Genomic DNA, 26768 nt, shown 5'->3' with positions numbered 1-26768 from the left:
AAGGATGTTTGGCTTAGTTATTAAGAGATTATTTTAGGAAAAAGGAAAGTGAATCGTTATGGATAAAACAAAAGGAGCCCTTGAAGCGGAAATCAGTAAAGCTTTAACCCATTGGGAAAAGCATTATCTTGGAAGAGGCTCGGTATCCGTTAAATCAGATATTTTGCGGGATATGATTATAGTCAGTCTTCGCGGAATTTTAACTCCCGCTGAATATTCCTTATGTAAAGATAAAGAGGGGTTGCTAACCGTTAAAGAGAACCGAAATAGCCTTGTAGAATCCGGTGTCGATGAGTTAAAGGAAATTATCTTTACGATAACAGGGTTTGAGGTCGTAAGTTTTTACACCGACCTTAGTACACAAACGGGAGAACGTGTAATGGTCTTTAAACTTTCTGGTGATTTACAATACGGGTTAGCTTAAGAAGATCTTTATCCTATTTTATATATATAGTGTCTGTTAAAGAAGTAATAACGATAGGATAAACATTCATGGGGGGATTTGATGTATTTAAAAGAGAATAAAAAAGTACTATTTGTAGTAGGAAGGGAAAAAGAAATCGATTTTCATGATGTGAAACATAGATATCAGGTTCGTCCAGAAGAAATGATCCTTTTAGAAAGCGATGAACTAGATAAAATAGAACCTTTTGGCGAATTAATGCGGGAGATTCTTTTACATGTTTATCAAAAAAATATAGAAGAAATAGTGATTGTTGATACGAATAAGGATCGAAAGGATTCGGAGGATATTCTAGGAAGAATTGGGGAAAGCATAGACCCGCATCAGAGCATGAGTACCCTTCATTATCTTTTTACCCATTGTAATCCAGAGTTTTCAAACACAACAATAATGGAATGGTTTGAAGGAAACCATAGTTTCATAGGTACTAATCAGAAATCAGTTGAAGTGATTCGCAGCCATCCATTAATGCCATCTTCTGTGAAGGTTATGGAATTAAGGATAGGTCATGAGAATGAAACGCAACATGAAGTCGATATTTTTTAAGAAACTATTATAGTTAGTTCAGCAAATAGTTTTTATGGGAAAATGATACTCGTGATTAATAAAGAGTGGGTTCAGTTAAACAGACAGGCATGCTATTTTAGCCTGTTTGTTTTTTTGTTTTGTACGCTAGAAAGCAAGTAATATAGGTTGTTTAGATACTAGTTTATGGAATATAAAGTTACTCAGCAGATGGAAGACAAAGGTACTGGAATGAGTTTATTCTATTAATCAAGTGTTAATGTTATTTAAGTATATTTTGAATTATGATAATATTAGATGTAGTGTAACTGAACAGGGGGGAATTCATCATGGTCAATCGACTGTGGTCGAAGGATTACATATTCGTCTGTCTAACGACGTTTTTTATGTTCCTAAATTATTATTATTTACTTGTGACTATACCGATTTATTTAATTCAGGATTTACAAGGAAATACGGCACAAGCAGGGTTGCTTGTTTTGGTGTTTTATATTGCTGCTATTGCCATTCGCCCGATTGCGGGAAAATGGATTGAATCTTTTGGAATTAAAAAGGTTTTTTTAGCTTCACTGATTCTTTATCTAGGTGCGGCCTTAATGTACTTTTTCACGACTTCACTCATTAGTTTAATGATTTTACGTGTGATTCATGGAGTAGGCTTTGGCATGGTTACAACGACAGCAGGAACGATTGTTGCGAACCTGATCCCTCAAAATAGGAGAGGAGAAGGTATGGGATATTATGGCCTTATGATGAATATGTCTATGGCTTTAGGTCCTTTTCTGGGTCTGCTTGCTATCAACAAATGGGGCGCAACCATAATGTTTGTTGTAAGTTTTGGCAGTGTGATAATCGGAACGGTCACAGGGCTGTTAATCTCTATACCTAAAGACGTGAGAAAGGTTCAAGCGGAAACAAGATTGAAGAAAAAAGGATTGAACATAAATGAGCTGATTGAAATGTCTGCTCTTCGCGTTTCACTGGTCTGCTTCTTTTTTGCCCTTGTGTATTCATCAATTGTTTCGTTTGTGTCTGTATATGCAGAGGAACTTGGGTTAACAGAAGTAGCAAGTTATTTCTTTATTGTCTATGTGATTGCGTTAATTATCTCAAGGCCATTTACGGGGAAATGGTTTGATCAGTACGGAGCAAATGTCATCATTATCCCATCGATTATAAGCTTTGCGATTGGTATGTTCCTATTAAGTCAAGCGAACGGTGCCTTTATGTTCCTACTGTCTGCAGCCTTTATTGGACTCGGCTGGGGGACAATCTTTCCAACGGTCCAAACGATTGCTATCGCAATCGCGCTTCCTAATAGAAGGGGTGCTGCTACTGCTACTTTCTACTCTACGATGGACTTAGGAATCGGAATCGGTTCATTAATTGTTGGAATTCTTGGTGCAAAAATAGGTTATAGTTCCTTATATTTTTATAGCTCCTTTTTTGCCCTTGCAGGTTTGATTGTCTATTACTATTTACATGGTAGAGTAAGTCGGAGCATAAGAGAAAGAGTACGTGCCTTCGAATTGAAAAAAGCAGAATAATAAGAGCAAAAAGTGCCAGACATCATCCGCAAATGGAATGGTGTCTGGCATTTTTCATGATAGAGTAATGAATGAAAATGTAATATTCATAATGGAATGATGGGGGTGTAAAAGAACTTACATTCTCTGTGAAAATACAGGTTCTTCTAATTTCTCATTAAAATCAATCAGTAAATCTTTATCATCAAAATACCAAGTATCATCATCTTCAATAAAGAAGGTTATACCATCTTTCTCCATTCGAGTATGAGATTGTTCCGGTCTATCTTTATCAATTCCTAAAGAAAATCCCTTTACAAAAGAGTTTAAACCGCCGTATCGGACATAAAATCTTACAAAATCGCCTTCAGTTAATGATAAATCTTCTTTGTACCATTCTACTGCTTTATCAGACATTGTAATTTGCATGATTTTTCACCTCGAAGAATTTTAAGAAGTTATTTTGTGATTTATTTCACATTTCTTTCTTGATAAGAGTATATCACGAATCATATCTATTAAAAGTGTACAATATGTGAATCATTTTCTATGTTTATCCAACGCAAGGTGTTGCATGTTTTTTATACAAATAATTGGTTAAGGATATAAAGGAATAAAGATTGTGCGTAAAATGGCAGGAAAGGATAAATAACTTGCGAATGTTGGATTCACACTGATTTCTGGAAAGGAAGCTATAGGATGAAACAACTTTGGTATGGTGGTACCATCTATACGATGGAGAAAGAAAACGAAACTGTAGAAGCTGTACTTGTGGAGGACGACAAAATTATAGCAGTTGGCACCTTTGCTGAATTAAGTAACCAAGCGGATGAAAAAATCGATTTACAGAGTGCTGCGATGTATCCAGGCTTTGTGGATAGTCATCTGCATATGATATTCCAAGGAGAAAAATTAATTCGACTTGATTTATCCAAAGCAGGTTCAGCTGAAGAGATGCTTAATATGATTAAAGAAGCGGCAAAAACAACTCCGCCGGATAAATGGCTTTTTGGAGAAGGGTGGAACGAAAATAACTTTGCGGACGGCAGAATTCCAACCAAACAAGAACTTGATGAAATTAGAAAAGAACCTATCCTTTTAACAAGAATTTGTCACCACGTCGTCTTAGGAAACACGGCAGCGTTTGAAGCGGGTGGTGTTCATGAAGAATTACAGTCTCCTGCAGGCGGAGAAATTGGACACAGTCCTGAGGGGAAATTAAATGGTCTTTTGTACGATCAAGCGATGAATGTGGTAACCAATGCCATCCCAAGGGCCGGGGAAGATTATATTCAAGACTTAGTCCATGCACTAAATCTTTGTATTGATGATATGTTATCAAAAGGATTAACGGGCGGACACACAGAAGATATGCATTATTTTGGCCGCTATAGCAATCCGTTGAAGGCATTTTTACAAGTCGTTGGAAAAAAACATCATTTTCGAGTCCATTTATTGCGCCATCATGCTGTATTTAAAGAAATGATGGAGAATCATGTCCAATATGATGAACCTTTTGTAGAACCGGGTGCGATGAAAATCTTTACGGACGGCGCATTAGGCGGTTCGACGGCAGCCTTATCTAAACCTTACTCAGACAACCTGAGTAATCGTGGCATTTTAATTCATGCCGATGAGGAACTGGAAGAATTAGTGAAGCTCGCACGAACATGTAATGAAGCAGTGGCTGTTCATATGATTGGGGACAGAGGCGCTGAGCAAATCATCACTTTATTAGAAAAATATCCTGCACCTATTGGCAAAAGAGACCGTTTAATTCATGCTTGTGTATTACGCGAAGATTTAGTCGAAAGAATCTCCAAGTTACCAGTTGTGATTGATATCCAACCTATGTTTGTCCCGTCGGACTTTCCGTGGGTGATGAATCGACTTGGTGAAGAGCGTCTTGATTATGCATACGCATGGAAAACGTTATTGAATAAAGGAATTATGTGTGCCGCAGGAACGGATGCACCCGTAGAAGACATTAATCCAATCGCAACGATTTATGCAGCGGTTGAGAGAAAAAAACCAGGCCAAAAGCATGATGGGTATCTTTCTGAACAAAAATTATCCCGCTTTGAGGCAATTCGTTCCTATACAGTGGGCAGTGCACAAGCTATATGTAAAGAGCATGAACGCGGGTTAATTAAACCAGGCTACGATGCAGACTTTTCCATTTTTGACCGTGATTTATTTAAAGGGACATCAGAAGAAATGCTTGAAGCAAAAGCAGTCAAAACCGTTGTTGCCGGGAAAATTGTTTTTGAACGAAACTAGACGTAACATTCATAGATTGCTGTCATCTTCTGCGTGAATACGGTAAAGCGGCAGACGTCAGCAATCTTATTTTTTCATTTTTTCTACTATGATATAATTTTAATATACAAAAAATTAAAATATTTTTTTATGGTTTATTTATTAAGTAGGTGAATGGGATGATTATTAATATAAATGATGAAGCTTACAATGAGGAAATGATTATAGCTGATCGGCCGATGGCTACGTCTTCAAGTGCTTTAGGGATTATGCGGCACCAGCTGGTAAAAAATATTGGACTCGAAAGGATCAAAGGGTTTTTAGTCCGTTTTGGTTGGGAAATGGGTGTAAATGATGCGAAGGAAGCGTTAAAAAAGAATATTTCTGTTAAAACACTGATTGAGCAAGGTCCCATTGTCCATATGGAGAATGGGCATATACGTGGATTTACCCATCAATGTTCAGCAGAATTTAATGAACATGACCAGATTGTTTCACTCCACGGAAGCGGGACTTGGATTGATTCTTACGAAGCTGTAGAGCATGTGAAAAGACTGGGGTTATCCCATACGCAAGTTTGTCATACCTTGATTGGTTATTCAAGCGGCTTTATGACAACTATATGTGGACAAACGGTTTTAGCAAAGGAAACGACTTGTGTGGGGAAAGGAGATTCTGTTTGTACGTGGATCACAAGAACAAAGAAAGAATGGGATAGCATGATGGAGGAGGAACTTTCCTTTTATCAAGAAACCCCAATCATGGAAGAGTTAGAGTATACCTATGAACAACTCCTGGAACAACAGAGCTTTTTGACACAATTAACCGAATTCCAAAAAAAGCTTAACGAAGAAATTGCCAATGGAACAGACTTAGAAACAATTACCAACATGGTATTTAATACTACGAATATTCCAATCGTTATTGAAGATAAGGAACTTCGAACGATCACTTATGCAGGGTTAACAGAAAATATGTATCATGAATTAGATTGGGATATGAAAGAATATCTTCGGAAGAGTAAGAGTCAACTCTTGTTACCAATCGGGAAAAAGACCATTAAAACAGAGAGGCAAGAAAAACTGATTTCTCCTATTTTTGTAGAAAAAAAGGTACTCGGATATTGTTCCTTTCTATACAATGATGGAAAAAATCATCATGAAGAAAAGGATTACTTACTATTAGATCGCTTTGCAAACGCTGTCTCACTGATTCTATTAAATGAGAAAACAAGATTCGAATCGTTTGAACGGATGAAAGGAAATTTTTTAGAGCAAATTCTCCAAGCACAAGTTCCACCTCATGAGATTATCCAAAGGGGAAAATATGCGAATTTGGATTTGGACAAGCCCTATTACGTAGTGGCAATGGAATTTCGTAAAACGCAAAACGCCACTTTATCTATTGAGGAAGAATTTTACCTGCAGGAGCAGGTTTTAGAGGCCATCTTTGAATATTTCAGTGACCATAAGTATCAAAGTTTAATTGGCCAGCGTGAAGGTAAATTAGTGTTATTAATGATTAAACAGCAGAAGACTTTCTCCATTCATAAAGCCATGCTTGAACTATATCAGTTTTTGGAACAAGCCTTTCCAAATGAAGATTTTAAATTAGGAATAAGTAATGAAGGATATGATATCAAGGAAGCTGCTGCCTATTACGAAGAAGCTTCCATTGCATTAAAACTAACTTTGCAAAAAAGCATTGTTTCTTTCGATTCTCTAGGGATTGTGGGAATCTTAATTAATTCTAATAATCTAAAGGGGATTAAAATGGTCGCAAAAAAGGAGCTTGGCTCCCTCTATCAATTGGAAGATTCAAGAAATATCGAACTTTTGAAAACCTTATTTGTATTTCTATCAAATGGCGGGAAACTTGAGCAAACGATGAGTGATCTGGCCCTTTCCATGAGCGGGCTCAGACATCGAATTAGAAGAATGGAAGAATTATTAGAAAAAGACCTGCGTGATCCGGAGGAAATGCACCAATTACTATTAATCTTAAAAGCGTTAATCGCCATAGGGGAATTTTCGCTAGATTAATCGTTGAAAAAATAAAGCAAGTAGTGGAGGGCAACATGTCTTCCGCTACTTGCTTTTGTTTTGTATGGAAATTTTGGAAGAGTATTAAAAATAATCAAAATGAACAAAAATTGTCTGTTTAAATGATTAAACATGAATCATTTTTGTTCTAGTCTGAAAATTGGGAATTAATTAAACTATAGTTAATCAGCAAAACACATTTAAAAAGGTGTAAATGTTGTAAGCGATAACACCCAATAAATCATTAACTCATAAAGGGGATGTATATATGGTAACTCAAATGATAAAAGCGCAAGAACAAACAGTCGAAGAAATGCTATTAGAAGGAGCAAGAAAAATTGGTGAATTAGCAGAAAAGGAAGCACAAGAAGCAGAAAAAAACGCTAGCATTTCTGAAAACGTCATCAATCTTATAAAGGAAACACAAATTTCAAGAATCATGTTACCGAAGAAGTATGGCGGTCCACAAGTTGACTTGAAAACATTCGCAAAAATTGTCCGTACCGTTTCTTATCACAATGTTTCAGCAGGCTGGTTGACGTATCTCTATCCGTTACACAATATTCTTCCAGCTTATCTTCCTGAAAAAGGCCGCGATGAAATCGTGAACCAAGGCGGATTAATCTGTGATGTGTTTGCTGCAGTAGGGAAGGCAGAAAAAGATGGAGATGGATATCGCATCAGTGGTAAATGGAATTTTGCCAGCGGCTGCTTATATAGTGATTGGATCGGACTTGGCGTGGAGATTCAATTCCCTGATAGCGATAAACCAGAAGTTTGCTTGCCAATGCTAAAGGCATCAGAAGTTCAAATTGTTAAAAACTGGGATACATTTGGATTAAGAGGAAGCGGCTCCAACCAAGTCGTTGCAGATAATGTTTACGTCCCAATGGAGAGAGTTTTACGCTTAAACGCAGCAGATGCAACAGGAAGACCGCCTGAAGCAGATTACGATAAGGATTATCCATTATACCATGTTCCATTTTACCCAGCCTTTTATCTTGGATTTCCAAACATGGCATTAGGTGGGGCAGAACGATTAATCGAAGAGTTTAAAAAGGCTACGGAAAATCGTGTTCGTTTAATGGATGGAGTGAGAGAAAGCGAATCACCTCGCAGTCAAAGGGTACTAGCGGAAATTATGACACAGTTCCATTCTGCTGAAAGCTTAATGGACAAGTATTTAACACTGTTAGAAAACTATGAAAAAGACGGCCGTAAAACAAGCCGTGCCGAATTCTTTGCAATCCGAACACAAATTACAAAAACATGTACAGATATTGCTGTAAGAATTCTCTTAACGCTAGGCGGAGGTGCTCTTTATAAAGGCGGAGTCATTGAGCTTATGATTAGAGATATTTTATCTGTCGCAACACATAAGACTTCTTTATATGAAGATTCTGTTGCAGCATATGGCCAAGAACTATTTGGATTTGATTCAGGTGTAAGAGGTTAAGAAAGTAAAGCATCATATGTACCAAGTCGATTTAAAATTGCCGGCTTGGTACATGGAAATTCAACTTTGGAGGTTTATAGAAAAATGGATGATTGTCAATTTCGTACAGCAATGGGAAAATTCGCAACAGGTGTAACAGTTATCGCTACAGAGGTGCATGGAGAAGGGACTCATGGAATGACAGCAAATGCTTTTATGTCTGTATCCCTTGATCCAAAATTAGTAGTGATTTCGATAGGAGAAAAAGCGAAGATTTTAAATAAAATCAAAGAAAGCAAAACATTTACAGTCAATATATTAAGTGCCGAACAACAAGAAGTCTCTATGATTTTTGCAGGACAAAAGAAAGATGTAGAAGTAGAGTTTGATCGTCTGGATGGGAAGCCAGTCATTCCTGGGGCAGTGACACAAATTGCTTGTGAAGTTTCTGCTGAGTACGTCGAAGGTGACCATACTTTGTTTATAGGAAAAGTGACGGATATTACTATTGATGATGAGGCGGAACCACTTATTTTTTATAGTGGAAAATACCGTTCACTAACAACGATTTAAGCACTCACAAATTAAGTGAAAGGAGCGAGGACTGCATGGAAACGATTTATTTAACCCGAGGAAATGTAACGAGCTGGCAAAAGATAGCAAAACCATCTGTTATGGCATTAGGTTTTTTTGATGGTCTTCATCACGGGCATCGGAAAGTTATCCAAACGGCCTTACAAAAGGCAAAGGAAAAGAATGTTCACTTAGCTGTCATGAGTTTTTTTCCACATCCGAAAACCGTTATTTCTAATGGAAAAAAGCAAGTGTGCTACTTAATGACATTATCAGAGAAAGAAGAAATGTTAGAACAGCTTGGAGTGGACCTCTTTTACATTGTTCAATTTGAGAAGGAGTTTGCTTCGCTGCCGCCAGAGGCATTTGTCGCTCAATATTTGTTAAAACTTGGTGTCGTCCATGCAGTCGCTGGCTTTGATTTTTCCTATGGATCGCGAGGGCTTGGAAATTTAGACCGGTTAAAGAATGATTCCGGTGGATTGATTGAAGTGACAAAGGTAGAAAAAGTGGAATGCAATGGAGAAAAAGTTAGCTCCACCTGTATTAGAGAAAGGCTGATAAAAGGTTTGGTAGAAGAAATCCCGCATTTTCTAGGACGTCCATATGAAGTGAAAGCAAACTGGGATGGAGTTTCAATCCATCTTGAATCCTATCATACGCTGCCATCTCCAGGACATTATATGGTGACCTTGAAAAAAGGGTTGGCTTCTTTCAAAACAGAATTGGTCGTGACAGAGGAATCTGTAGTTCAAACTTGTCACAGGCTACCTTCACATATGGCAGGGGAACTATCTATTCTTTGGCACCGTCAAATTGCTGCTAATGTCATTTCAAATGACATGTTAGTAACTATATAAAAGAAAAGGAAGTGGGAAAATGGCGAAGTTAATTGCGGGTATCGCGATGTCACATAGTCCAATGATTATGACAAGCGAGGAGGCTGCAGGAGATAAAGGACAGCGCTTTCTACAAAAGGCTGCTGAAATGAAGAAATGGTTAAAAGAAAGTGGTGCGGAGATTATTGTTCTTATTTCAGATGACCATTTTAATAGCTATTTTTATGATCAAATGCCATCCTTTACGATTGGAATTGATCGCTGTGAGGGCTGGGGAGATTGGCATATTCCAGAATATGATATTCCTGTCGAAAAAGATTTAGCAAAACATATCCTTAACATAGGATTGGAAAATAATGTTGATTTTGCATTTACAATGCGAATGAAAGTGGACCATGGTCATACACAAGCAGTCTATTTCTTAAATGAAGAGTTAGATATTCCGGTTGTGCCAATTGCAGTCAATACTACTGCACCTCCACTTCCGACAATGGATCGTTGTTTTCAGGTGGGAGAATTGGTGAGAAAAGCCATTGAAACTTGGGAATCTGATAAAAAGGTAGCCATTGTGGCTTCAGGCGGTTTATCACACTGGGTTCCGATTCCAAAAATTGATAGTCAAAAAGAAGAAGATCAAGGCCTGATTCAAATTTTAAAAAATGGCCGTCAAGAGATTGAACAGCTGGATGAATACTTAGAAACGAGAAAAACAAGAGTGACGAGCTTAAAGACGGGACCTGTGAATGAAGAATGGGATCGTCAATTTTTAAAACTGATTACGGAAAAAGATTACAAGTCTTTAAGAAGCTGGACTTCTGATTTTATTGAAGAAAATGGGGGCAATGGCGGACAGGAAATTCACAATTGGCTTGTCCTTATGGGAGCTCTTCAAAACTTTGAGAATCAGGTAGCTTTTTATGAGCCAATCCCCGAATGGGTAACGGGTATGGCAATTGTGCAGTTTGCCAGTTCAATCGGGCAAAAGAAGCCATTAACAGAGGAAACAATCAGCATTTAGTTAGACCACAAATAATCATTAGGGAGAGATGGAGATTATGACAATTTGGACAGACCTAGCAGATATTGAATTTAAATTATATTATTTGGACGCAAATGGAATTAAGACGAGGGTATTGGAAGCAGGTACAGGAGAACCGTTAATTTTGCTTCACGGTACAGGCGGTCATATTGAAGCATACGCTAGAAACATGAGAGGATTAAGTGAAAAGTTCCGTGTGATTTGTATTGATATGGTCGGTCACGGGTATACAGATAAGCCAAATCGTGAATATGGCATTGATTTTTATAGTGAACATCTTTTAGGTGTGATTCAAGCACTTGGTTTATCTAAAGTCTATCTTTCTGGTGAATCATTAGGCGGATGGGTAGCAGCTTGGTTTGCTGCTGAGCATCCTGAATATGTGAAAGCAATGGTGTTAAATACGCCTGGAAACGTGAAAAACAAACTAGACGTGATGGCAAAGTTAAAGGAATCGACGATAAAAGCGGTAGTTGAAGCCAACTATGAAAATGTGAAAACACGACTTGAATGGCTGATGTATGACAAAAGTCAAGTAACAGAAGAGCTTATCCAATGCCGTTATGATATTTATACAAGACCCCAATACAAGGAAGCGGTTTATAATATTGTTTGTCTTCAAGATATTGAAATAAGAGAGAAGTATTCATGGGATTCTTCTTGGTGCGGGAAAATCAATGTTCCTACTTTACTAGCTTGGACAGATCATGACCCAACTTCAACGGTTGAAGAAGGAAAACCATTGCAAGACTTGATACCTGGAAGTGAGTTCACTGTCATTAAAGATGCAGGACATTGGCCGCAGTGGGAAAAGCCTGAAGAGTTCAATGAAATCGTCATTAATTTCTTGTTAGAGAAGACCGCCAAAGTTGCTGTTCAGTAATGTAATAGAAGCTGTTTGAAAGAATACCCAGAATAAGAGAAGAACAACGATTTGTTTTTCTCTTATTCTTAATCTTCTTCTTTTTTTGATCTATATTTTCTGAATTTTGTTAATTGTTTATAATTTTATTAAAATATATGCTGTTTTTTTAAAATTGGAGGTAAAAGTATGGGGCAAAAAAGTGCGGAGAAATCCAAACTATCTAGGACAGCGTGGGTTGTCATTGTACTATTATTTTTATTAACGGTAATCAGTAATGCTGATAAAGCAATCATCGGATTTGCATCGGTTCCTATTATGAAGGAATTGGGGCTGAATGCAGAGCAATGGGGAATCGTCGGAAGTGTTTTCTTTCTTTTGTACTCCATTTCAGCTGTACTTGGCGGCATGCTTGCAGACAAAGTTGGGACAAGAGTTGTCATTGCAGGGATGGTCATTATTTGGTCACTTGTTCAATTTTCAACGCTCTTTATGTCGAGCTTTGCCTTTTTATTGATTACGAGAATTATTTTGGGTGCTGGAGAAGGACCTGCCTATTCTCTCGCCATGACAGCCGCATCCAAATGGCTTCCTAAGGAAAAACGAGGAATTGGGATTTCACTTGTTTCCGTTGGAGGGCCATTGGGAGTAGCTATTTCCGCCCCTATTTTAATGAGTATGATTAGCAATTATGGCTGGCGTTCAGCCTTTATCGCAACTGGAGTTGTTGGAGCGATTTGGGTAGTTGCTTGGCTATGGATTGTAAAAGAGAAGAAGGAATCAGCAGAGGAATCAATTGTATCTGAAGTGGATGTTAACCAGGCAGCAAGCCAAGAAAATACGAAATTTTCATCTGTCCTTCTGTCAAAAAACTTCATCTTCATTGCTCTATGTGGATTTGCTACATACTGGTCTTTTACGATTGGATTAAACTGGCTGCCTAACTATTTAGAAAATGTACGGAAGTTAGATGCTGAAGTATTGTCCATCGTTGTTGCCCTTCCATGGATCTTAATTACTTTATCGCAAATATCCTTTTCAATGATTTCGGATCGTCTTTTTCATAAAACGAAGAGTGTGGTAAAAGGTCGTGTGTTCGTACTAGGTCCTGTCATGTTAGCGGGGGCGGTTTGTTATTTTATCGGTTCCCTGTTAAGTTCTAATCTTTTAGCGATTGCCTTATTATCCCTTGGATTAACATTTGGCTGTATCACATTGGTTCTCGGGCCCGCCATCTTAATGGAACTTGTTTCCAAACAGCATCAAGGGAAAATTCAAGGCTGGTTTATGGCGATTACTTCACTGGGCGGAATTGTTGGGCCATATGTAACAGGTTATTTAATTGAACACTCTTCAAGCGCTGCTGCAGGGTTTGAATTTGCTTTTATCGTTTGCGGAGTGGTCTTGCTTGTTTTTGGCGGACTTGTATGGGCATTAGTCAGACCGAAGAAATCAGAAGTACCTCTCATCACCCAGGAATTACCAAAATCTGTTTGAAAAGTGAAAGCACCAGACACCATCCAATTTCTGGGTGGCGCTTGGTGCTTTTATTCTTTCATTGTTTGTGAGCGGTTCAGGGAAATCAAATAGAATGCAGAATAATGTCAAAGTTAATTAGATTTTGTCGCATAAAGTATTAACAATAATTGACTTTTTCCCTATTGGTATATTATTCTATTACTATCAAATAATTACATATGGCGGATGAATATTGTAGGATAGTGCAGAACCTACCTACCAAAGGAATGGGTTCCAAAAAGATTGTTGGGACAAAATTCCTAAGAGATAAAACCGAAATGGGATGCACCTAATCTCTTAGGTACAAAGGACAGAGAAGGATATTAAAAGCTATGACTCCCCTTTTCTGTTCTTTTTGTGTGCAAAAAGGCAGCAGGTGTAATGGCTTCTAGAATCCAATCACTTTCTTTGAAAACTTGCAGGGCCTGTCTTGGGACTTAACATCCTAGCAATATGTAAATTTGATTAAAAAATATTACATAATATACATAAATATGGAGGAATGTAAGATGCGGTTAGAAGGAAAAGTGGCTGTTATTACTGGGGGAACATTTGGCATTGGTGAAAGCACCGCATTACTTTTTGCTAAGGAAGGAGCAAAGGTAGTCATTGCTGCGCGTAATGAAGAAAAAGGGACAAGGGTTGTTAACCAAATAAAGGAGCAAGGCGGAGAGGCACTTTTCGTTAAAACAGATGTGTCTAAGGAAGAGGATATTAAAAATCTTATGAAGCAAACGGTAGATACATATGGGAAATTAGATGTTCTGTTCGCAAATGCGGGAGTTGGCAGTATGGGGGACCTCGATTCTATCAGTCTTGATGATTGGAATTATACTCTTAGTGTTGACCTTACAGGTGTGTTCTTATGTAATAAATATGCGATTCCAGAGATGGAGAAAAACGGAGGGGGTTCCATTATCAATTGTGCCTCAATCCTAGGACATGTTGGTCAAATGTCTGTTTCTGCCTATGCCGCAGCGAAGGGCGGGGTAGTCAATATGACTCGTACAGCTGCTGTGACCTATGCAAATAGGGGAGTCAGAGTCAACGCCGTATGCCCAGGTTATATCACGACAAATATATTAGATGATTTAAGTGATGAAATGTTGGAACACTTAAAGTCTTTACATCCAATTGGACGTCTTGGAAGACCGGAAGAAGTAGCCTATGCTGTATTATTCCTTGCTAGCGATGAATCATCATTTGTAACAGGTGCAAACTTGTTAGTCGATGGCGGTTATACTGCACAATAATGAACCATAAGATATTTAAGCGCACAAGTGACACTCGAAAATTAGGTGGCGTTTGGCGCTTTTTTCTCTGTCAAATCATATCATGTGTAAAACGAAAGATATTCTCGTATACTAGTTGTGAAGAACAGAAGAGGGGGAATCTATCATGCATATTGAAATGTGGACAGACTTTGCATGACCATTTTGCTATATTGGCAAAAGGCGTCTGGAGGACGCTATTAAACAAATTGATCATCCAATTGAAGTGACGTATCGATGCTTTGAATTGGATCCAACAATGAACAAAGATGTCAAAGAAAATATGTACGAGGCTTTAGCTAAGAAATATGGTATGAGTATGGACCAAGCGAAAGCGAATGTTCAAAACGTTGTACGAATGGCAAAGGAAGTTGGATTGGATTATAAGATGGATACGCTGATTTTAACCAACACCTTTGATGCGCATCGTTTAACCATGCTGGCGAAAACAAAAGGGTTAATGAAAGAAATGACCGAGCGAATTCTGCATGCCTATTTTACGGAATCCAAGCATATTGGAAACCATGAGACCCTTACGGAATTAGCTGTGGAAGTAGGGCTGGGCCGGGACGAAGTGAAGAACATGCTTGAGAGCGAGGCCATGGCAGATGTTGTTCGGGAAGACCAACAATTAGCACGGCAGTACCGTGTCACAGGTGTCCCGTTCTTTCTTATTAATAAAAAATATGCTCTAACAGGCGCCCAGCCAACGGAAACGTTTGTACAGGCATTGAAAAAAGTAATCGCAGAAGATCAGATGGTCGTTTTGGACAATCAAGACGGTCTTAATTGTGATGAAAATGGCTGTGAAATACCTAAAAAGGATTAAGACCGATTTTCTTTCTTATTAAATAAAATGATTGTGAGCCCGCCTGCTGCCTTGTTTCAGCAGGCGGGCTTTATTTATCCTCATACATATTTACAAATCCCTTTTAGTATAAAACATACGAAAAAAAACTGGAAATAATCAGAAAATTAGTCTTATTAAACGTATATTCTGAAAATTTAAAATTATAAAATAAACACATAACGAACCAAGATAAGGAGTGAATGAAACATGTCAATCATGCGAATTGGAAGAGCTGAATTAAGAGTATTAGATCTTGAGGAATCAATTAATTATTATACAAATATTATCGGAATGGAAGTAGTTGGAAGAAGTGAGGGAAGAGCTTATCTAAAAGCTTGGGATGAATTTGATCATCACAGTCTTATTCTGCAAGAAGCAGATTCAGCGGGTCTAGATCATTTTGGTTTTAAAGTACGAAGTGAATCGGATCTTGAGTATTACGAAAGAAAAATTGAGCAATTTGGCTGCACAACGAAACGTATTTCCAAAGGAACCCGTCTTGCTGAAGGAGAAGCGATTCGCGTTACGCTGCCAACAGGGCATCAAATGGAACTGTATCATGATATTCAACAACTAGGGAAGAGAACAGGTACCTTAAATCCGCATCCATTTCCGGATGAAGCAAGAGGGATTGCTCCTCACCGTTTGGATCATGTTCTATTAACGGGCGATGATGTGAAAACGGTTACGAGATTCTTCACAGAGGCGTTAGAGATATTCCAGAGTGAAAAAATTATGACGTTGGATGGAGAAGACATGGTAGGAAGCTTCATGCATGCTCAAAATGGAAAGGCTCATGATATTGCCTTTATTAAAGGACCGGATGCTAAATTGCACCATGCAGCATTCAAGGTTGAACATTGGTACGATGTGTTAAAGGCAGCAGATCTTTTGTCAAGATATGATGTACCGATTGAAGTTACACCAACTCGTCATGCCATAACAAGAGCAGAAACGATTTATTTCTTTGATCCATCTGGAAACCGAAACGAAGCCTATTCCGGAGGATATATTACATATCCAGATTTCCCTACGATTACTTGGACGGAGGATAAAATCGCTCACGGAATCTTCTATCATAGAAAAGAAATGGTTGAATCTTTTGTTCAAGCGCTTACTTAATATTTTCATTCATCTCTATTAATATAGTGGAAAATTGAAAACGTTTACTGTAATTTGAAAATTCAAAAAAACATATACCTTAGAGGAGGAATTATAAATGACAATGACAAACCAATTAACAAAAGAAAAGGTAGATATGAAGCATTGGTTAGCGGTAGCAGAAAGAATCGGTCAAGTTGCGGAGGCAGAAGCATTAGAGGCCGATAAAAATGGTCGTTTTTCTTCAAAGGTTGCAGAGGCAATTGTTGAGGGCGGAATTAATAAATTAATGCGTGCAGAACAATTTGGCGGTAATTTTATCGGTGTAGAACCATTTACAAAAATTGTGAGAAAAGTGGCAAGTCATAGTATGGCCGCAGCATGGTTAACAAACTTTTTTGCGATACATGATATTTGGCCTGGTTATCTTCCTCCAAAAGGAAGAGAAGAAGTTCTTGGTAAACATGAATTGATTGCGGATGTTTTTGCACCGCTTGGCCGTATGGAAAAGGATGGAGACGGATACCGCCTTTACGGTCAATGGAACTTTGCCAGCGGTGTACTATGGAGTGAGTGGATTGGTCTTGGAGCGATGGCTGACCTAGGAGAGGGTCTTGAGTATGTCATGCCTGTACTAAGAACTTCTGATTCAAATCTTAAACTGATTGAAAACTGGGATACACTTGGGTTGCGCAGTACAGGAAGTAACGGGGTTCATGTGGATGGTGCATATATCCCTGAACATCTCATCTTACGTGGAAAAGATATATTTGGTCTCGGAAAACCGGCGGGCGGAGAATATGATCCACAAGACCCTATTTACCGTATGCCATTTATGCAGATGTTTTTGGCTGCATTCCCTGCTACGTCATTAGGTGCGATGGATCGTATCATTGATATTTTCCAAGAACGTACGGAAAACCGTGTTCGCGTATTTAATGGAGGAAAAAATGAGAAAAACGGTTCTGGCAGCCAACGTGTGCTAGCTGAAATGAAAATTCAACGTCGTCAAGTAGAGGGATTAATGAGTCGCTATATTGAAGTTCTTGAACAATTCCAAGAGGAAGGAAGAACCATTGCAACGGAAGAAGAACGTATGGAATTGTTTGCGATTCGGTCACAAGCTTCTAAAATGGCCGCAGAAATGGCATTGAAAGCCATTATAACACTAGGTGGAACGTCTATCTTCAAAGGAGATCCAGTCGAGTTATTTGTAAGGGATGTTATCGCCTTTGCTTCACATCCAACGCAGCTTTGGGAAGATGCGATGGGCTCATACGGAAGTGTACAATTTGGCGGACCGGCACATCCAACTTGGTAATCTAGCCTTCCATCTATAGGATAAACGTTTCGTGTACGATGAAGATAATGAAAACTAGGTGAACAGATATATAGATTCTTAGGAACGTCCCGAATAGGTATCAGGCACCACTATGCCATATCTAGCAACCATTTTACGTAAATGGGAGCTAGATACAGTAATGGTGGATGCCCGTACCTATGGGATAGCCTAAAGGGTCGACAGAGTAAAATAACTGTTCCAGTAGAAGGGGATGAAGGATTTGAAAACCGTCTATCTTACCCATGGTCCAGAATTTTCTTTGCCGAAACCAGAGCCCTGTGTGATGGCAATGGGCTTTTTTGATGGAGTTCATGTGGCGCATCAACAAGTGATCTTAGAGGCAAAAAATATTGCTAGAAAAAGAAAAATCAAACTAGCAGTGATGACCTTTTTTCCTCATCCAAGAGAAGTACTTAACTTAGGAAAAGAAAAGATGAATTATTTAACTCCGTTAGAAGTCAAACTGGATCGATTTTCTAAACTTGGAGTGGATATTGTCTATGTCATTAAATTTGATCTAGTCTTTGCCGAGCTTTCTCCAAAAGAATTTATTGATACGTATGTAACAGGTCTTGGTGTGAAACATGCTGTCGCCGGCTTTGATTTTACGTATGGGCAAAAAGGAAAAGGAACAATGAAAACGATGAGCACTGATGGTGAGGGGAAGTTTCTTGTAACCGTTATCTCAAAACTTGATTACAAAGGTCAAAAGATTAGTTCGACTTTCATTAGGAATCTATTATCCCATGGTGAAGTGAATGAAATTGCCTCATATCTTGGAGACTATTATGAAACAAGGGGAAAAGTGGTATCTCATTATCATAGTAGAATAGGAAAACGTTTTTATATAGATGTAGCTGTCCACCCTTATTATACATTGCCAGCAAATGGTATATACGAAGTTGAGATGCATTCGGAAGGTCATGTTTATCATGGAAGTGCACTTGTTTACTCTAATAAAATAAAACTTTCATTCGATGGTACGATTAAAAATCAAACATATGAAACGGTTAAACTCAAATGGATTAGAAGTTTAGATATAGAGAGGGTACAATTGCAGCAAATATAAATGAAATGTAAATATAAAAAGGGATTTAGTCGAAAATTATAGAATTTTTATTCTATTTAGTATATTATAATAATAGAAATCCCTTTCAATTGTTTTTACATAGATGGAGGGAGTACTCATGTTTACAATCAAAACAGTAGATAGTCATGATCATAAGGCCTGGGTAGGCAGTGGAACGGAAAGTGTGCTTAATGGAGCACAAAGGAACGGAGTAAAAATCCCTTATGCCTGTAAGGGAGGGGGTTGCGGGCTTTGTAAAATAAGAGTGGAAGAAGGCGAATTTGAACGAGGACCTAGTTCAATTGCTGTACTGCCAAACCATGAAAGAGATCTTAATTATACCCTTGCCTGTAAAACCTATCCAAAAAGTAATTTGACAATTCAAATCGATCTATCTAGACAAAATGAAAAGATTAGCAGCTAGATGAGAAGAAATAATCTAGCTCTAGATGCCAAAGGCTTTCTCAGCTAAGAACATATATTTCGTTTACATGGTGGTGGGAATTTGAAAGCTGATGAACTAAAGCTAGAACAATTTTATAAAAAATCTAGTCTGTTTAATAAAGATGATCCAAAGGAAAGAATGGTTTCGATTCCAGCGGCAGCCATTGGAATGCTGCGGCATGAACTTCTTGAAACAATTGGTCTGGAACGAACAAAAGGTTTCCTTCTAAGATATGGCTGGCATACGGGAGCATATGATGCAGAAAAGGTGAAGGAGCTAACCTGGAATGATTCTCGTGAGATGTTGTTAGCCGGTCCTAAAATGCATACATTGCACGGTTATATTGAAGAAGCACCAAACCTTAGAGCAGAAGCAGATTTTCATATAGGAATCATATATCATGAGGCCCTTTGGAAAAATTCATATGAAGCAGAGGAACATATAAAGAGGTACGGCTATAGCGATGAACCTGTTTGTCACACATTGACAGGTTATGCGAGCGGTTATCTATCTAATATTCTAGGAAAAAAAGTCATTGCAAAAGAAGTAAAATGTCAAGCAATGGGTTATGAACATTGTCAGGTTCTTTGTCGTACAGTTGAAGAATGGGATGGAGAGATTGAACAGGAATTAAAATATTATCAAGAAGAATCGATGATTGATGAACTAAATGAGGCGTTTAGAAAGCTTAAGATAGAAAGAGATCATTTAAGTAAAGCATACGATGTTCATCAAAATCTAGTGGAAGAACTATTAAAGGAAAATGATCTTTCCGGAGTGGCGAATGCCCTCTACCAGCATACCGATTTGCCTGTTCTAATTGAAAGTAAAAGTCTGCAAATTTTAGCAACAGCAGGGATATCTGAGGAAAAAGGAAATCTGTATTCCAGGCAATTCAATCAATTCATGGATAATAATAAAAGGAAAAAGGATTTAAACAAAATAACGAGGGCTGAGTTATTTGATGACATGACCGGTTATAGCAGACTAATTACGCCTATTTATCTGCAAAAACAAGTAGTAGCTTACTGCTCCTTTCTCTATTTAGATGCAAAGCCGCAGGAAGTAGATAAGCTCATTCTTGAACAAGGAGCTTTAGCTTGTTCGCTCTATTTGTTTAATGAGCGTACAAGGGTTCAAACAGAGCTTCGTATGCAGGGTAATCTATTGGATAATATTCTTTCCAATCGAATGACATGGGAAGAAATATCCAAAAAGGCTTATTACGTCGGTTTTAAATTAACTACTCCTTATTTCATGATGGCCATTTGTCCGAATCGTGAAAAGTTAACGATAAGGGACGAACTGGAGTTAAACGACCTTCTAATCAATGATATTTCCCGATTCCTTAAGGATAGAACAATCAATGCGTTGTTGGGTCAAAAATCAGGAAAAGTGATTATCTTATTATCCGAAGATATTGCGTTAAAAAGTGAAAGCAGTAAGAAAAAGTTCTGTCAGGCAATGAATGATTATTTTTCTAAAAAGTATTCTTCTTATGATTTTAAATTTGGAATTAGTTCAAGTTCTTCCAGGATAGAGGAGGCATCTCAATTATACGATGAGAGCACCTCGGCCTTGCAAATTGCCAATCAGTATCAAAAAGTGGTTTTCTTTGACTTTTTAGGGATTGAAGGATTCATTTTTCAAGCAGAAAATGAACGTCTGCAAAAATTTATAAAAAAGAAATTAGGGACGCTAATCGAAGAAGATAAGAAAAAGGATATGGAACTGACCAAAACTCTTTTTCATTATTTAAATAATGGCTGTAATATTAATAAAACCGCAAGAGCGATGAGTTTTTCGATTAGCGGCTTAAGATATCGTCTTCAAAAGATAAATGAATTATTAGAGGCAGATGTAAATGTTCCTAATATAGGCTATCAAATTTATCTATCGCTTAAGCTTATGATTTATTGGGGTGACTTAGATATTGATATGAGCACTTCGATTGACTTAAGTAAAGATGATTATTTAAATGAATAGAAGAAAATATTAGAACAATGACTGGTTTCATAGATGAATGATTATTCATTGAGAATGGAATAGCATACATAGGAGGAGAATGTTAAAATGATAGAACAAGGAAAATATATTGATGTTAAAGGAATTCAAACACATTACCATGAGGCTGGACAAGGGGAACCGCTTCTTTTAATCCATGGTTCTGGTCCTGGGGTTTCAGCATGGGCAAACTGGCGTTTAGCATTTCCAGCGTTATCAGAACATTTCCATCTTTACGCACCTGATGTGGTTGGCTTTGGGACTACAGAAAGAAAAGAGGGCCAGGAATATTCGATTGATGTATGGGTCAATCATATGATTGATTTTATTGAAACCATTGGTAAACGTAAAGTTTCTATTATCGGGAATTCCTTTGGGGGAGCCATTGCGCTTAATTTGGTCAATCGCCGTCCTGATCTTGTTAATAAAGTCGTCCTGATGGGAAGTGTAGGAAATACTTCAACGATTTCAGAAGGTTTGGATGCGGTTTGGGGTTATACACCAAGTGTTGAAAATATGAAAAATCTGATTAAGATTTTTTCTTATGATCAAAGCAATGCTGCAAATGATAATTTAGTAGAAATGCGTTATCAAGCTAGTATCCAAGAAGGATTTCAAGAGGCCTTTTCAAGTATGTTCCCAGCTCCTAGACAAAGACATTTAGATGCGATGGCATTAACTGATGATGAGCTAAAGAGTATTGATAAGCCTGTCTTATTAATTCATGGACGCGAGGACAAAGTGATTCCTCTAGAAAGAACAAGCTGGAAAATTGCCCAGTTAATCCCTAATGCTGAGCTGCATGTATTTCCACACTGCGGACACTGGGTGCAAATAGAGAAAACACAAGAATTTATTGCTCAAGTCATTGGCTTTTTGAATCAACCTAATACAGCCACTCTAGTATAAGTGCAACACTAACTTTATTTGTAAAATAGGCTTTGTTTTTATTAATATTGTTGATTTTGGCTCATCTAAGCTGTATTGTCAATATAGTATTTTTAACAAAGTCTATTAAATAAATCTATTGAAATTCAACTAAACAACATGAGGAGAGATAGTTATGACAAAGGTTCAAACCGTATTAGATTCAAGCATCGTTGAATTGTTAAAAGGGGAAAGCATCGTTAGTTTAATCACGATTAATAGTGAAACGAAAAAGCCTGAGCTATCAGTTGTTTCATGGGTATTAGCAACTGATGATGGCAAGCAAATTAAAATTGCTGTGGGACATAAGGGTTCTAGTATTAATAACATTGAAGCAGATTCATTTGTGACACTAGGAATTACTGGACCTGAAAGCTGCTATGCAGTGAAAGGTCAAGCATCTGTATCTGACATTTTCTCAGGCACAATGAAGTATCGTGTGATTACAGTTGATGTGGAAGAGGTTGAAGATGTTATGTTCTATGGAGGAAAATTAACAGCACTTCCTAAATATGAAAAAACATATGATCCACAACTAGCAAAGAAATTAGACGATGAAGTCTATGAATTACTAAAAAAATAAGAACTTAAGCTAGGCCCCTTTTTAAAAGGGGCCTAGTTTTTTGCATGTGAAGAAGGTGTTTTCTTTTGTTATGTTCTGATAACTTTAAAAAGTAGGATATTTATTATTTTAAAAATTGAATATATTAAAAGAAAACTATATAATGATAGTGTAAACTTTATTAATCATCAAAGGAGAAATGAAACTATGTATTTCAACAAAGAAAATGGCATTGCATTTGAATTCGGAGGATTTTTTAATTTAAATGGAACGTTGAAAATTATAAATGAAACAGGTTCTGATATACTGAATCCTGGGTTAAAAGCATTCGACGAAGCAGGAAATGAAATTGATATCCTGACTCCTGAGAATCCTCTTCCAGAAGTATTAGAAAATAACGGTGAAATTATCGTGTCAGTCGTAGGAAAAGCAGACATCGATCTGCCATACGAGGTTGTGCTAACCACTCAAGGCGAAAACAAAGCGACTTTACTAATTGAAATGTAATAAACGATTAAAGAGATGCGTCTGAAAAAGATGTATCTCTTTTTAATTTTAGATGATAAAGAGATACTCATGTTGTCTGTTGAGAATCTCTATCATATATAAGGGCACTCTATACAAAGGAGGGATGTTTTTGAAGTTACGGATCTTATTACTTGTTATCGTTATCACTTTTTGTGTCTCAACGACAGTTTGTGCAGAAACTCCGCTCATGGCTGCCTTCATTCGTGACCATCAATTATGGATAAAAACGGGTGATCACGAAGAACAAATTACAAAAAATCGCTTTATACATTCTCCTAAATGGTCATACGATGGCCGGTTTATTGCGTATAAGGATGGCGATGAAAAGGGTGAAAAATCTGACCTGTTCATTTATGATACGAAAGAAAAAGACAGCTATCAGCCTTACGTAAGGCTCGAAACATCTGACTTTAAATGGTCACCGATTCAAAATAAGCTTGCTTACACTGACCAAGGCGTATTAAACGTGACGAAAACAGAGAATGGACGGCCGTTTGGTTTTGAGAATGTTGCACTTGGAGTTAGTGGTTTTGAATGGTTTCCGAATGGGAAAGAATTGATTGTTTCCTCTCAAGCTAACTTGCTTCCTACGGGGTGGGGACCGGTTCCGCTTTATCGGATTCCTGTCAATGCAAATCTTGACCCTGATAAAGCCAAGCCCTTTTATACGATTCAAACGAATGAAAAGGATTTGTTTGCGATTGACGCGAGTGATTTTAAGTGGAGTTCTGATGGGAAATGGGTTAGTTTTTTAGCTACGCCGACTGCTTCCTGGGCTATGGATAGCAATACATTATGTGTCTTGTCATCCGAAGGGGAGCACTTTCAAGCAGTAGGCAACATGCTGGGCTTCAAAGACTGGATAAAATGGGCTCCTTCAGCTAATCAATTGGCATATATTTCAGGGGAAGGAAGATTCTTTGTTGAAAATAAGAAGCTGGCCGTTGCAGACATGCCTGCATCTCAGCAGCAAAAAGAATACACTCCCGCTGGTTTCGTAGACCTTGATTTGGAATGGTTCACACCCGACACAGTGATAACCGCTCGTGCGAAGGAGAATAAGGACTGGAAGGAAGGACCCGTTCCCACCATGTTCACGACTCTATTTGCTATTGATATCAAAACAAAAGAACAAAAACAACTATCATACCCTGAAAAAAATGAACTTGATGAAGATCCTCAAACCGTTGGATCCTATCTTACTTGGTTTCGAAGGAAAGCAAATGAAAACAACGGAGATGTGTGGGTGAAAAACGGGTTTGATGGGAAAGAGTATATATGGCTTAAAAATGTTGATTCCGCTCCAGTCTTTTTTACTCAATTGTAATACCTAATTCAGCCTACACAAGTAAATATGAATTTGTGTAGGCATATTGTCTGTTATGACTAAATTTTTCCTTTAACTAAAATCAATTGTCTTTAGCTAAAAACTTATTTATACTTTCCTGATTTTGATCAAAATCCACTTCTAATACTTCTCCAATTCCTTCATAACGGTTATTTTCAAAACTGCCCTCCTCTGGAATGCGTAATGTTTCGACATCCCTGCTTTTCTCCGTTAATATGCTTTTTCCAATCTGAAGAAGTGTAGAAGTTTCTATATTCGTATCCACGTATGTATGTAAAAGGTTTAATAGCTTAGGCAGATTTGCCATACTATTTATACTAACCGCTTCTTCTTTTAATTTCGAGATGACTTCCTGCTGCCTTTGTATCCGCCCAAAATCACTTAAGCGATCGTGACGAAAACGAACATATCCCAGCAGCTCTGTCCCATGAAGTCTTTGTTTTCCTTGTTCTAACGTCATCCCGATCCCATAAGACATTTCATAAGGTACATCTACTTCAATCCCATTTGGCGCAAGGATATCAACCGCTTTTTCAAATCCTTTAAAATCGACAATGGCATAATAATGAATATCGAGCCCGAAATTTTCCTTAATCGTTTCCCTCAATAAATCCGGACCTCCATGTGAAAAGGAAGTATTTAGTTTATGTTGACCATAATCAGGTATAGAGACATACATATCACGCATGAGAGAAATAAGCTTTACCTGATGAGATTGGGGGTTATAATGTGCAACCATAATGGTATCTGTGCGGGCTTGTTCTTCTCCGCGGGAGTCGCTTCCTAATAAAAGAACATTGACCGGATCTAATTTGTGTTCTGTTTTCTTTCCTTGAAACGAATGCATATTTTCTACTTTTGTCACTGGCTGGTTAAGAGCAATGATTGTTTCGCCTATGTACTGGATGACATTGAAAAGACCAATCAGAAAGATTCCTAGGAAAAAGAAGGCTCCAAAAATCCTGCCCCACCTGATTCTTCTTTTCTTTTTTGTTCGTGACAAGTTTTCACCACCGTTCTATATCAAAATGTAGTCAATTAGAAACAAAATGAGAGCCAATTATCTCTTTTAATTGACTATCGGAATCAACATTATTTCATAAAAATATTTCATTCTATTAAAATTCTCATTACATTATGTTGAAATTATAATTACGTTCATTTTAAGAAGAAAGTGATAATCAGTAACGCTTCATTCATAAAAAAGCTACATCTTAGAATTCTTATGAAAAATAATTGTTTGACTATTATTCTAGTCTATACCTTTTCTCTTTTTTTTACATTTAATATAGTATGTTCCATTAAGTTATTTCTAGTTATCAAGAAAGGTAGTAAAAAAATCTTGAAAGGAGGGATTAGTACATGTCTAAAAACAAAGAAGTTACCTTGAATTCTGGTCCATTTCATATCCCCACTGCTAACCAAGCTAATACATTAAATAATAGAATCGTTATTACAATTAAAAACCATACAGACCGTACTCTTCAAGCAGATGTTATCGTAGATGCTTGCTTCCCGGGGGAAACTGTCGTAAATTTACCATCTGTAAGAGATTTAAACGAAGCTACTATTGCAAGCTTTCCTCGAGCAGACATCCCAGGACAAACTTGCAGAGTGTATGAAGTTCCTATTGCGCCCAATTCACGGCCATTTATAAAAGTAATATCGACTGGTGACTATGCTGTAATTGAAGGAAGACCAGCAGGAGGACTACTTGAAATTAGTGTTGTCGCTGGAGAAGGTCAATTACTTGGTGGCGGACCACCAGTAACGGGTCTTATTGCTGCTGACGCAGCCACATTTGTTCCCTATGGAAGTTGGGTAGTAGAAGACCGTCATCGAGATAGTGATTGTTAATCATTAGAAATTAATGAATCCCTCTTTTTTTACAGAAGAGGGTTTTTTACTCAGGAAATGTATAATGGTTGATGGATCAGGTACTAGACGCTGAATGGATTGATGGGACAGGTTCATCAACCCACTAACAATAAACAAAATAGGAGGGAGATACAGTCTTATTCTAAATAGTCTACAAGACAGCAAAACGACAGCTTAGATGTTTAATCATGTTTCATATAGATGGTGCAATAATGATGTCACCAGCGACTTGTGCTTTTATCCCACTCTTAACGGACAGTAAGACTCCCCTCAAGATTCTGAGTATATAAAAAAAGATAGGTGGGGGATTAACTGTCCGTAAAGGTCCATTCGTGGAATCACAGACTAAGAACGCCACATTT

At 37.7% G+C, this 26768-nt stretch carries 25 protein-coding genes; 23 read left to right on the top strand and 2 right to left on the bottom strand.

Annotated features, from left to right (window positions below; translation table 11 throughout):
- Nucleotides 1–58: 58 nt before the first annotated feature.
- From F4V44_RS17995 to F4V44_RS17985, 3 genes are all read left to right on the top strand, one after another.
- A complete protein-coding gene (locus F4V44_RS17995) occupies nt 59–424 on the top strand; it encodes a DUF2294 domain-containing protein (protein ID WP_150441411.1) in 366 nt (121 codons plus the stop codon).
- Nucleotides 425–505: 81 nt separating this feature from the next.
- Complete coding sequence (locus tag F4V44_RS17990) at nt 506–1009, top strand: carbonic anhydrase (RefSeq protein ID WP_150441410.1); 504 nt, start codon at nt 506–508, stop codon at nt 1007–1009.
- A gap of 308 nt (nt 1010–1317) precedes the next feature.
- Nucleotides 1318–2535 carry an MFS transporter gene (locus tag F4V44_RS17985; protein WP_223881949.1) on the top strand — a complete coding sequence of 406 codons (1218 nt, stop codon included), beginning with the start codon at nt 1318–1320 and terminating at the stop codon, nt 2533–2535.
- Between the two features lie 117 nt (nt 2536–2652).
- Here the strand turns inward: F4V44_RS17985 and F4V44_RS17980 are convergent, their stop codons facing one another.
- Nucleotides 2653–2943, bottom strand: a complete 291-nt coding sequence (locus tag F4V44_RS17980; protein WP_150441408.1) for a HesB/YadR/YfhF family protein — start codon at nt 2941–2943, stop codon at nt 2653–2655.
- Nucleotides 2944–3213: 270 nt separating this feature from the next.
- Here F4V44_RS17980 and F4V44_RS17975 point away from each other — a divergent pair, with 270 nt between their 5' ends.
- The 19 genes from F4V44_RS17975 to F4V44_RS17885 all read left to right on the top strand — a co-directional run bounded on the left by F4V44_RS17975 (nt 3214) and on the right by F4V44_RS17885 (nt 24507).
- Nucleotides 3214–4794 (top strand): amidohydrolase, encoded by a 1581-nt coding sequence (locus F4V44_RS17975; RefSeq protein ID WP_150441407.1) that lies wholly within the window; start codon nt 3214–3216, stop codon nt 4792–4794.
- Between the two features lie 158 nt (nt 4795–4952).
- A complete protein-coding gene (locus F4V44_RS17970; protein ID WP_150441406.1) occupies nt 4953–6815 on the top strand; it encodes a XylR N-terminal domain-containing protein in 1863 nt (620 codons plus the stop codon).
- A 268-nt stretch (nt 6816–7083) separates the two neighbouring features.
- Nucleotides 7084–8271, top strand: coding sequence for an acyl-CoA dehydrogenase family protein (locus F4V44_RS17965; protein WP_191090754.1), 1188 nt, complete (start codon nt 7084–7086; stop codon nt 8269–8271).
- An 84-nt stretch (nt 8272–8355) separates the two neighbouring features.
- Nucleotides 8356–8823, top strand: a complete 468-nt coding sequence (locus F4V44_RS17960) for a flavin reductase family protein (RefSeq protein WP_150441405.1) — start codon at nt 8356–8358, stop codon at nt 8821–8823.
- Nucleotides 8824–8858: 35 nt separating this feature from the next.
- Nucleotides 8859–9683, top strand: a complete 825-nt coding sequence (locus F4V44_RS17955) for an FAD synthetase family protein (protein WP_150441404.1) — start codon at nt 8859–8861, stop codon at nt 9681–9683.
- 19 nt (nt 9684–9702) lie between these two features.
- Nucleotides 9703–10680, top strand: coding sequence for a DODA-type extradiol aromatic ring-opening family dioxygenase (locus tag F4V44_RS17950; protein ID WP_150441403.1), 978 nt, complete (start codon nt 9703–9705; stop codon nt 10678–10680).
- A gap of 37 nt (nt 10681–10717) precedes the next feature.
- Nucleotides 10718–11584 (top strand): alpha/beta fold hydrolase, encoded by an 867-nt coding sequence (locus F4V44_RS17945; RefSeq protein WP_191090753.1) that lies wholly within the window; start codon nt 10718–10720, stop codon nt 11582–11584.
- Between the two features lie 168 nt (nt 11585–11752).
- On the top strand, nt 11753–13060 hold the full coding sequence (locus F4V44_RS17940) for an MFS transporter (RefSeq protein WP_150441401.1): 1308 nt from the start codon (nt 11753–11755) through the stop codon (nt 13058–13060).
- Nucleotides 13061–13590: 530 nt separating this feature from the next.
- Nucleotides 13591–14334, top strand: coding sequence for an SDR family NAD(P)-dependent oxidoreductase (locus tag F4V44_RS17935; RefSeq protein WP_150441400.1), 744 nt, complete (start codon nt 13591–13593; stop codon nt 14332–14334).
- Between the two features lie 190 nt (nt 14335–14524).
- On the top strand, nt 14525–15181 hold the full coding sequence (locus tag F4V44_RS17930; RefSeq protein ID WP_223881962.1) for a DsbA family oxidoreductase: 657 nt from the start codon (nt 14525–14527) through the stop codon (nt 15179–15181).
- Between the two features lie 228 nt (nt 15182–15409).
- Nucleotides 15410–16324 carry a catechol 2,3-dioxygenase gene (locus F4V44_RS17925; protein ID WP_150441398.1) on the top strand — a complete coding sequence of 305 codons (915 nt, stop codon included), beginning with the start codon at nt 15410–15412 and terminating at the stop codon, nt 16322–16324.
- Between the two features lie 97 nt (nt 16325–16421).
- Nucleotides 16422–17624, top strand: coding sequence for an acyl-CoA dehydrogenase family protein (locus tag F4V44_RS17920; protein WP_150441397.1), 1203 nt, complete (start codon nt 16422–16424; stop codon nt 17622–17624).
- A gap of 241 nt (nt 17625–17865) precedes the next feature.
- Entirely contained in the window at nt 17866–18714 is an 849-nt protein-coding gene (locus F4V44_RS17915; protein ID WP_191090752.1) for a cytidyltransferase, read from the top strand.
- Nucleotides 18715–18832: 118 nt separating this feature from the next.
- The gene (locus tag F4V44_RS17910) at nt 18833–19138 is read left to right on the top strand and encodes a 2Fe-2S iron-sulfur cluster-binding protein (RefSeq protein ID WP_191090751.1); all 306 of its coding nucleotides are present in this window, start codon (nt 18833–18835) and stop codon (nt 19136–19138) included.
- 81 nt (nt 19139–19219) lie between these two features.
- Nucleotides 19220–21145 carry a XylR N-terminal domain-containing protein gene (locus F4V44_RS17905; RefSeq protein ID WP_150441394.1) on the top strand — a complete coding sequence of 642 codons (1926 nt, stop codon included), beginning with the start codon at nt 19220–19222 and terminating at the stop codon, nt 21143–21145.
- A gap of 87 nt (nt 21146–21232) precedes the next feature.
- Complete coding sequence (locus F4V44_RS17900; RefSeq protein ID WP_150441393.1) at nt 21233–22072, top strand: alpha/beta fold hydrolase; 840 nt, start codon at nt 21233–21235, stop codon at nt 22070–22072.
- A gap of 154 nt (nt 22073–22226) precedes the next feature.
- A complete protein-coding gene (locus F4V44_RS17895) occupies nt 22227–22673 on the top strand; it encodes a PNPOx family protein (protein ID WP_150441392.1) in 447 nt (148 codons plus the stop codon).
- 186 nt (nt 22674–22859) lie between these two features.
- Nucleotides 22860–23159: a hypothetical protein gene (locus tag F4V44_RS17890; RefSeq protein ID WP_150441391.1), complete on the top strand. Its 300-nt coding sequence runs from the start codon at nt 22860–22862 to the stop codon at nt 23157–23159.
- A gap of 130 nt (nt 23160–23289) precedes the next feature.
- Nucleotides 23290–24507 carry a TolB-like translocation protein gene (locus F4V44_RS17885; protein WP_150441390.1) on the top strand — a complete coding sequence of 406 codons (1218 nt, stop codon included), beginning with the start codon at nt 23290–23292 and terminating at the stop codon, nt 24505–24507.
- 82 nt (nt 24508–24589) lie between these two features.
- Here F4V44_RS17885 and F4V44_RS17880 read toward each other — a convergent pair whose 3' ends face one another.
- On the bottom strand, nt 24590–25531 hold the full coding sequence (locus tag F4V44_RS17880) for an LCP family protein (protein ID WP_150441389.1): 942 nt from the start codon (nt 25529–25531) through the stop codon (nt 24590–24592).
- 383 nt (nt 25532–25914) lie between these two features.
- Between F4V44_RS17880 and F4V44_RS17875 the strand changes: the two genes are divergently transcribed.
- On the top strand, nt 25915–26385 hold the full coding sequence (locus F4V44_RS17875; protein WP_150441388.1) for a hypothetical protein: 471 nt from the start codon (nt 25915–25917) through the stop codon (nt 26383–26385).
- Nucleotides 26386–26768: the final 383 nt, after the last annotated feature.

Source organism: Niallia endozanthoxylica (assembly GCF_008710145.1).
In the GTDB taxonomy this organism is placed as follows: domain Bacteria; phylum Bacillota; class Bacilli; order Bacillales; family Cytobacillaceae; genus Bacillus_BD; species Bacillus_BD endozanthoxylica.
The sequence above is the reverse complement of the archived record's forward strand: the minus strand, read 5'-3'. Positions and strand labels throughout refer to the sequence as shown.

Excerpts from the sequence above, each read along its gene's own strand:
- F4V44_RS17950 (WP_150441403.1), top strand. The coding sequence starts at position 9,703 with ATGGCGAAGTTAATTGCGGGTATCGCGATGTCACATAGTCCAATGATT.
- F4V44_RS17900 (WP_150441393.1), top strand. The coding sequence starts at position 21,233 with ATGATAGAACAAGGAAAATATATTGATGTTAAAGGAATTCAAACACAT.
- F4V44_RS17970 (WP_150441406.1), top strand. The coding sequence starts at position 4,953 with ATGATTATTAATATAAATGATGAAGCTTACAATGAGGAAATGATTATA.
- F4V44_RS17955 (WP_150441404.1), top strand. The coding sequence starts at position 8,859 with ATGGAAACGATTTATTTAACCCGAGGAAATGTAACGAGCTGGCAAAAG.
- F4V44_RS17925 (WP_150441398.1), top strand. The coding sequence starts at position 15,410 with ATGTCAATCATGCGAATTGGAAGAGCTGAATTAAGAGTATTAGATCTT.
- F4V44_RS17965 (WP_191090754.1), top strand. The coding sequence starts at position 7,084 with ATGGTAACTCAAATGATAAAAGCGCAAGAACAAACAGTCGAAGAAATG.
- F4V44_RS17960 (WP_150441405.1), top strand. The coding sequence starts at position 8,356 with ATGGATGATTGTCAATTTCGTACAGCAATGGGAAAATTCGCAACAGGT.
- F4V44_RS17985 (WP_223881949.1), top strand. The coding sequence starts at position 1,318 with ATGGTCAATCGACTGTGGTCGAAGGATTACATATTCGTCTGTCTAACG.
- F4V44_RS17990 (WP_150441410.1), top strand. The coding sequence starts at position 506 with ATGTATTTAAAAGAGAATAAAAAAGTACTATTTGTAGTAGGAAGGGAA.
- F4V44_RS17975 (WP_150441407.1), top strand. The coding sequence starts at position 3,214 with ATGAAACAACTTTGGTATGGTGGTACCATCTATACGATGGAGAAAGAA.
- F4V44_RS17940 (WP_150441401.1), top strand. The coding sequence starts at position 11,753 with ATGGGGCAAAAAAGTGCGGAGAAATCCAAACTATCTAGGACAGCGTGG.
- F4V44_RS17910 (WP_191090751.1), top strand. The coding sequence starts at position 18,833 with ATGTTTACAATCAAAACAGTAGATAGTCATGATCATAAGGCCTGGGTA.
- F4V44_RS17995 (WP_150441411.1), top strand. The coding sequence starts at position 59 with ATGGATAAAACAAAAGGAGCCCTTGAAGCGGAAATCAGTAAAGCTTTA.
- F4V44_RS17895 (WP_150441392.1), top strand. The coding sequence starts at position 22,227 with ATGACAAAGGTTCAAACCGTATTAGATTCAAGCATCGTTGAATTGTTA.
- F4V44_RS17935 (WP_150441400.1), top strand. The coding sequence starts at position 13,591 with ATGCGGTTAGAAGGAAAAGTGGCTGTTATTACTGGGGGAACATTTGGC.
- F4V44_RS17890 (WP_150441391.1), top strand. The coding sequence starts at position 22,860 with ATGTATTTCAACAAAGAAAATGGCATTGCATTTGAATTCGGAGGATTT.
- F4V44_RS17920 (WP_150441397.1), top strand. The coding sequence starts at position 16,422 with ATGACAATGACAAACCAATTAACAAAAGAAAAGGTAGATATGAAGCAT.
- F4V44_RS17980 (WP_150441408.1), bottom strand. The coding sequence starts at position 2,943 with ATGCAAATTACAATGTCTGATAAAGCAGTAGAATGGTACAAAGAAGAT.
- F4V44_RS17945 (WP_191090753.1), top strand. The coding sequence starts at position 10,718 with ATGACAATTTGGACAGACCTAGCAGATATTGAATTTAAATTATATTAT.